Source organism: Actinomadura sp. KC06 (assembly GCF_004348735.1).
Lineage (GTDB): Bacteria > Actinomycetota > Actinomycetes > Streptosporangiales > Streptosporangiaceae > Spirillospora.
In genome coordinates this window covers 1-6,294 of the sequence record NZ_SMKT01000285.1, presented here as the reverse complement: position 1 = coordinate 6,294, position 6,294 = coordinate 1, and the positions used below count along the sequence as shown (strand labels likewise).

General features: G+C 71.3%; 7 protein-coding genes and 1 pseudogene. 2 read left to right on the top strand and 6 right to left on the bottom strand.

Going from position 1 to position 6,294, the window contains the following annotated elements; genetic code table 11:
* Positions 1 to 191: 191 nt before the first annotated feature.
* Positions 192 to 485, top strand: a pseudogene (locus tag E1287_RS46145) (hypothetical protein); the annotation flags it as partial.
* Here E1287_RS46145 and E1287_RS41510 read toward each other — a convergent pair.
* The 4 genes from E1287_RS41510 to E1287_RS41495 form a co-directional block, all read right to left on the bottom strand.
* Positions 482 to 961 carry a hypothetical protein gene (locus tag E1287_RS41510; RefSeq protein ID WP_131971336.1) on the bottom strand — a complete coding sequence of 160 codons (480 nt, stop codon included), beginning with the start codon at positions 959 to 961 and terminating at the stop codon, positions 482 to 484. The pseudogene E1287_RS46145 and the gene E1287_RS41510 overlap by 4 nt on opposite strands.
* A 122-nt stretch (positions 962 to 1,083) precedes the next feature.
* Positions 1,084 to 1,320, bottom strand: a complete 237-nt coding sequence (locus E1287_RS41505; RefSeq protein WP_131971334.1) for a hypothetical protein — start codon at positions 1,318 to 1,320, stop codon at positions 1,084 to 1,086.
* A gap of 89 nt (positions 1,321 to 1,409) precedes the next feature.
* Positions 1,410 to 2,180 (bottom strand): sulfite exporter TauE/SafE family protein, encoded by a 771-nt coding sequence (locus E1287_RS41500; protein ID WP_131971332.1) that lies wholly within the window; start codon positions 2,178 to 2,180, stop codon positions 1,410 to 1,412.
* Between the two features lie 249 nt (positions 2,181 to 2,429).
* The gene (locus E1287_RS41495; protein ID WP_131971330.1) at positions 2,430 to 3,218 is read right to left on the bottom strand and encodes an ABC transporter ATP-binding protein; all 789 of its coding nucleotides are present in this window, start codon (positions 3,216 to 3,218) and stop codon (positions 2,430 to 2,432) included.
* Positions 3,219 to 3,382: 164 nt separating this feature from the next.
* Here E1287_RS41495 and E1287_RS41490 point away from each other — a divergent pair, with 164 nt between their 5' ends.
* Positions 3,383 to 4,138, top strand: a complete 756-nt coding sequence (locus E1287_RS41490; protein ID WP_131971328.1) for a hypothetical protein — start codon at positions 3,383 to 3,385, stop codon at positions 4,136 to 4,138.
* 89 nt (positions 4,139 to 4,227) lie between these two features.
* On the opposite strand, the gene E1287_RS41485 is transcribed toward E1287_RS41490, so the two are convergent.
* Together E1287_RS41485 and E1287_RS41480 are read right to left on the bottom strand one after the other, a co-directional pair.
* Positions 4,228 to 4,953 carry an RDD family protein gene (locus tag E1287_RS41485; RefSeq protein WP_131971326.1) on the bottom strand — a complete coding sequence of 242 codons (726 nt, stop codon included), beginning with the start codon at positions 4,951 to 4,953 and terminating at the stop codon, positions 4,228 to 4,230.
* Between the two features lie 88 nt (positions 4,954 to 5,041).
* Positions 5,042 to 5,389, bottom strand: coding sequence for a DUF2752 domain-containing protein (locus E1287_RS41480; RefSeq protein WP_243719803.1), 348 nt, complete (start codon positions 5,387 to 5,389; stop codon positions 5,042 to 5,044).
* Between the last annotated feature and the right edge of the window lie 905 nt (positions 5,390 to 6,294).

The following is a 6,294-nucleotide window of genomic DNA, read 5'->3' as shown; positions in this document are numbered from 1 at the left end:
GCCCCCGCCCGACCGCAGCCCCCATTGCCGCCACGACCAGCCACGACCATGCACGCCCTAACGCACCGCCAGACGACCCGGGACGGCCGCCCCTGATCGAGCCGTCCGACATGACCCTCCTGCGCGGGGACCCGCGGGCGGCGGCCGACGCGATCCGCCTGTCCCGCCGCACGATCGGAAGGTCGCCCCTGATCGAAGCGTCCGACCTGACCCTCATGCGCGAGGACCTGCAGGCGGCGGGCGACGCGATCCAGCCGTCCCGCCGCACACTCGGCACGATCAAGGGCAACCTGTTCTGAGCGTTCGCCTATAACGTGATGGCCCTTCCGCTGGCGGCGGCAGGGCTGCTGGTCCCGACGATCGCGGGCGGCGCGAGCGGCGGCCCGTGCGGCCATCCAGAAGTGCTTGCGTATGGCGCCCTGGGTGAGCCAGGGCGCCGGTTCTGCGGCGGGCCCTGGCTCTACCTGGGCTTTGCGGCGGGTTAGCTGAGGCTTCTGACCAGGCGCTTCTGGCGGACGCTTGTCAGGAGCTCTCCCCTGGCGTCGGGCTCTCCGCTCGTGTCGGGCCCTTCGCTGGGACGTACGGGTTGGGTGAAGGGCGCGGGTGCGGTGCCGCGGGCGGCGATCCGCGCCGACGTGATCGTGAGGTCGAAGTGGGCCCACACCATGGCGGCGCCGGTCAGGCGGCGGGCCGTGGCGCGGATGAGATGGACGTCCGGTGCGGCGGGGACGATCAGCAGGACGGGCACGCCGCGGTCCAGGTCGGCCGCGGTGGGGCTGTCCGGCCAGATCGCCACGTGCAGCAGCCGGCCGTCGATCACGCGCAGTTCTCCGATGTCGGGAACGCAGACCCGGGGCGGGCCGTCCGCGGTGTAGGTGATCATGATGACCGGACGCTGCCGCGCCTGGGAGTTCTTGATGGCGTTGAGGGAGGTCGCGAGGACGTCGGGCGATGCTGTCATGGGCAGGGCCGCCTTACGTCGAAGGTCCGGCCGACCCCGGGGTGTCCGGGCTCGGCCGCTGAGGGCGTTGATCGATCGAATATATGTTCGATCCTAGCCCATGACGCAGCCCGCCGTGCCGGTTATTCCGATTCGTGCAGCTGGTCGGAGGTGGGGTATTCGACCAGGGCCAGCACCCGGCTGGACATGAAGCGGGCCGTACGGACGGCGGTGCCCGTGCGGGTGACCTCGCTGACCTCCACAACTCCGCGGCGGGTCGCTATCTCCACGCGGCGGCCCGCCCGGCTCGCCACGACCTCGTACGTCCGCGTTCCCTCGCCACCGGCATCGATGACGATCTCGACCCTGTCGCCCTTCATCCGTGCGAACCTCCGGTAGTCGAACGTATATTCGACTTATACCCGGAAGGTCGGGATGCCAACCCTGCGCGCCGGCGAGAACGCGCTGGTCAGGCCAGGAGATTGACGATCGCCGCGAGGCCGACGACCACGATGACGCCGCGCAGCACCAGCGGCGGGATGCGGCGTCCGACGCGGGCCCCGATCAGCCCGCCGAGGGTGGCGCCGGACGCGATCAGCAGCACCGCCCACCAGTTCACCTCGGTGTCGGAGAACATCCACATGAGCGTGAACACCACCGCGGCGGAGCCGTTCACGATCGCCGACAGGACGTTCTTGGCCGCGTTCACGCGCTGCAGGTCCTCGTCCAGCATGATGCCGAGGAGCGCGATGAGGATGACACCCTGCGCGGCACCGAAGTACCCCCCGTACATGCCCGCGAGCAGGACGGCGACCCACAGCGCCGGACCGCCGTGCGGACGGTGCTCGCCCTCGCGGCGGCGCAGCACCCACTTCTGCAGGCGCGGCTGCACCACCACCAGGACCACCGCGACCGCGATCAGCGCGATGACGATGACGTCGAACGCCTCGGCGGGAAGGCTGAGGAGGAGGAGCGCACCGGCGACGGCGCCGACGAGCGAGCCGACGCCGAGCCGCAGCAGCCGGTCGCGCTGCCCCTTCAACTCCGCGCGGTAGCCGTACGCGCCGGTCGCGCTGCCCGGGACGAGCCCGATGTTGTTGGACACGTTCGCCACCACGGGCGGGTAACCGAGCGCCACCATCGTCGGGAAGGTGATCAGCGAGCCGGAACCCACGACCGTGTTGATGCCGCCGGCGGCGACCCCGGCCGCGAACACCGCGACCGCGTCCAGCAGGTTCAAGTCGGTTCCACCCCGGCGTTAAGAGTTCACTACGGCGCACACATCGTAGGGACACCGCCGTCCACCACCGGTAACTGGGGGTGCTTCTGGGACGAACCACCCCGTTTCAACGACCAGACCACCCGCCCGCAGACCACCCGCCTTGGCGGGAAGGCAACTCGCCCCGGCGGCCAGGCAACACGCCCACACGCCCCGGCGGCCCAGGCAACTTGCCCCGGCGGGCAGGCCACCCGCCTTGGCAGGCAGGGGTCAACGGGTGGAGCGGGCGTACCAGCGGCCGTCCTGGCGGTCGATGGCGAGTGGCAGGCCGAAGGTGCTCGACAGATGCTCCGTGGTGAAGACCTCGTCCACCTTGCCCTGCGCGACGACCTCGCCACCGCGCAGCAGCAGCGCGTGCGTGAAGCCCTCAGGGACTTCCTCCACGTGGTGCGTGACCATCGCCATCGTGGGCGCGCCGGGGTCGTCGGCCAGGGCGGCGAGGCGGGCGACGAGGTCCTCGCGACCGCCGAGGTCGAGGCCGGCGGCGGGCTCGTCCAGCAGGAGCAGCTCGGGGTCGGGCATCAGCGCGCGGGCGATCTGGACGCGCTTGCGCTCGCCCTCGGACAGCGTGCTGAACGTCCGCCGGATCAGGTCGGAGCAGCCGAGCGCGTCCAGCAGCGCGACGGCGCGGCTCACGTCGGTCGAGTCGTACTCCTCCCGCCAGCGTCCGATGATCGCGTACGACGCGGTCAGCACCAGGTCGATGACCTTCTCCTCGGACGGGACCTTCTCCGCGAGGGACGAGCTCGCCAGGCCGATCCGGGGACGCAGCTCGAACACGTCCGTCCGGCCGAGCTCCTCGTCCAGGATCGCGGCCGTTCCTTCGGACGGATGCATCATCGCGGCGGCGATCTGGAGCAGGGTCGTCTTCCCGGCGCCGTTCGGGCCGACGATGACCCACCGGTCGCCTTCGTTCACCGTCCACGTGACATCGCGCAGCAGGGTCGACCCGCCGCGCCTGACCCCGACTCCGCGGAGCTGAAGTACCTCGCCGGCCATCGCGCGCCTTCGTCCCCAATCCCGGTGGTCCCTGATCCTCAGGAAAGAACCTATGCGATACCGGCGCGAGCGTGGCCCCCGGGTTTCCCGCCCGGTGCTGCGGCACCGTCGGTCGGAGCGCTTATGGTGGTTCGCATGCCGATCAGGGAGTATTGGGAACGGCGATGAGCAAGGACGCAGCGACAGCGCTGGTCGCCTGGGGCAATGCCTGGCTGACCGGACACGTCGGCCTGGACGAGGCGGTCGACGCGGTCGAGAAGAGCGCGGGCCCGCAGATCCTGGGCGGCGAGCCCGCGGAGGTGACGCTGCGCCGCGGCCTCGGCGACCTGCGCGTCGGCGGGATGGCGGCGCTGCGGCTCGCCCTGCCCGCGCCCGGCGACCCCCTCGGGCTGAGCGGCCCGCCCGGCCTGAACCGCGCGGCGATCGACGCGGGCGCGGCAGTCGTCGCAGTGCTGGGCGAGCGCGCGATCGGGCTCGTCCCGTCCGAGGACAGGCGCGGGTCGTCGTACGTCGGCGTCCGCTGGACGACCCATGACGCGTCCGCCGGCGCGCCCGACGTCCCGTCCCTCGCGGACGCCGACCGGCAGCTCACCCTCGCGATGCGGGACGCCACCGAGGCCCTCCTGACCGTCGACGACCTGGCCGGGGCCCCGCCCGAGATCGCCGACGCGCTCGACACGCTGCGCGACCCGGACCGCGGCGACCATCCGCTCGCCCCCGGCTACCCGCCCCGCGCACACCGCGTCGCCGCGCTCGCGGGACGGCTGTCGCTCGTCGTCGACCTGGCCCGGCAGATGGATGACCGTGGCCTCAGCGCCGACCAGATGAGGCGTCGAGGTGAGGCCCTGCGGCTGCTGGACGGCGCCGTCCGGCGCGCGCTCGTCGCCGCGTGCAACAGCGCGTTCGACCCCGTCCCGTAAAGGTCGTCGCATGGCAAACGGGGCGCCCCGGAAGGGACGCCCCGCTCAGGTCGTGCAGGGGGATGGAACCCCGACTCGCGGGCCGACGATCAGTTGCGGACCACGATGGTGTTGCAGACCTTGTCGGCGAAGGTCTGCTTGCGGTCGTCCCACAGCGGCCAGAGGAAGCCGACGTAGCACAGGGCGCCGTCCAGGGCGTGGGCGATCTTGCGGAGGAACGCCATGCCGAACCCGATCGGCTGGCCGGTCTGGGCACTGACCAGGCGGATTCCCATCTGCCTCTTGCCGATGGACTGGCCGGTCGTGCCCTCCTGGTAGACGATCCACAGGAAGGCGCCGACGTAGATGGCGAACCCGATCAAGTAGAACAGCAGCGCGATCACGGCTGCGCCGCCACTGCCCGAGCCGGCCAGGAGCAAGGCGATGAAGTACAGCACACCGGCCGGCGCGCCGATGATCAGGATGTCGATGAAGTAGCCGCCCGCACGCGAGCCCCACTCGGCCAGCTGGCCACCCGAGCCGCCGTAGTGGTGGTGGTGCACCTCCTGGTAGCCGGCCTGCGCCGGCGGGGCCGACGGCTGGCCGTAACCGGGCTGGGCGGCGGGAGGCTGCTGGCCGTACCCGGGCTGGGCCGGGGGCTGGCCGTAACCCGGCTGCGCGGGCTGCTGGCCATAGCCGGGCTGCGCCGGGGGCTGGCCGTACCCGGGCTGGGCCGGCTGACCGTAGCCGGGCTGGGCTGGGGGCTGCTGGCCGTACCCGGGCTGTTGCTGCCCGTAGCCCGGCTGCTGACCGTAGGGGTCGTAGGGGTTACCCACACTTGCTCCTTATTGATTGACCCTGTGGTTGTGTGACGCCCGCCGGACCCGGTGGGCTCCGCAAGTCTGACCGAGGACCGACCGCGGCTCAAACCCGCAGAACACCGAACCGGACGAGCTGCCACAGCTCCGACCCCACGAGGGCGGTGCCGAGCATCCAGGCACGGGTCTTCGGCTGGAGTGCCCACCACCGTCCTCCCGGTCCCAAGGGTGCGAGCGCCACGGCGATCGCGCCGGTGAGCGCCACCGGATTCGCCAGCGCGGCCTGGGCCGGACGGCCCCCGCCGAGCTCGATGAACACGGTGGTGCTCCCGCACATGGGGCACGGGATTCCGGTGAGCGCCCGTAGGGGACAGAGCACGCCGGGGTCGTTGACACGGTGGATCCATGACGCGCCGACGGCCGCGATGGCCATCGCCGCAACACGCAGCACCACACCCAGGGGTCCGTGCCGCGCTGCGGTGAGGGTCCGGCTGACGATCCCCCCGAGCACACCTTCCGGTGCACTGGTGGCCGCCGCCCCGGGCGCTCCCCCCAACGAATCCTCCGCCTCGATGACATACAGGTGAGTGACCCGTATACCGGGTGCACCCTGAGGCGGGTCAAGCCCTGGCAACGATCTGCGATCGGACCGTTACCCAGTGCTCAGCGACACCGCCCCAGGGGCAAGAGTAGGACAAACCGCCAGCTACATGGGCACTCTTTCGCCCGATGAGTCCAACGAATCGGACGAAAACATGACACCCACCACCGTCTACCGACGCCGCCCCAAACATGCCGACGACCCCGGCGAACCCGAACGAAAAGGTGGCGAAGAACACGTCCCACCACCCTCCCGGAACAACCCAAGCGCCCCCTCAAACGCAGCCGAACGGCCAACCAAAGCCACCCCCGCCACAGCCACAAACAAGCGCAGACAACGCGCCCCGCCAATGCCACACCGGCCGAGACGCGCACTGAAGCCAAGCCGCAGCGAAGCGAAGGCACAAGAAGGCGAATCCCAGCCCACAGCAGGCACCCAGAGCTGAGGACGCGGAGCCCCACACGCGCGGAGACCAAAGACCCGGAGGGCTGGGGCGGACGCCCAGAGAGCGAGAGCACAGAGCGGACGCGCGGAAAGCAGGAGCGAAGAGCGGGCCGGAAGCGCGAAGAGCCAGAGGGGAGAGCAGGAGCGGAGGCTTGGCGGCGCGGAGAGTGGAGGCGCGGAGGGCGGAGCGGTGGTCATGCGGCGGGGACGGGCGCGGTGAGACGGGGGCACGGCGCGGCGAAGGGTGCGGGGAGGCCTGGAAGGTGGGCGCGGGGAAGTGGAGGCGCGAGGAAGTTTGGGGTGGGGTCGGTGGC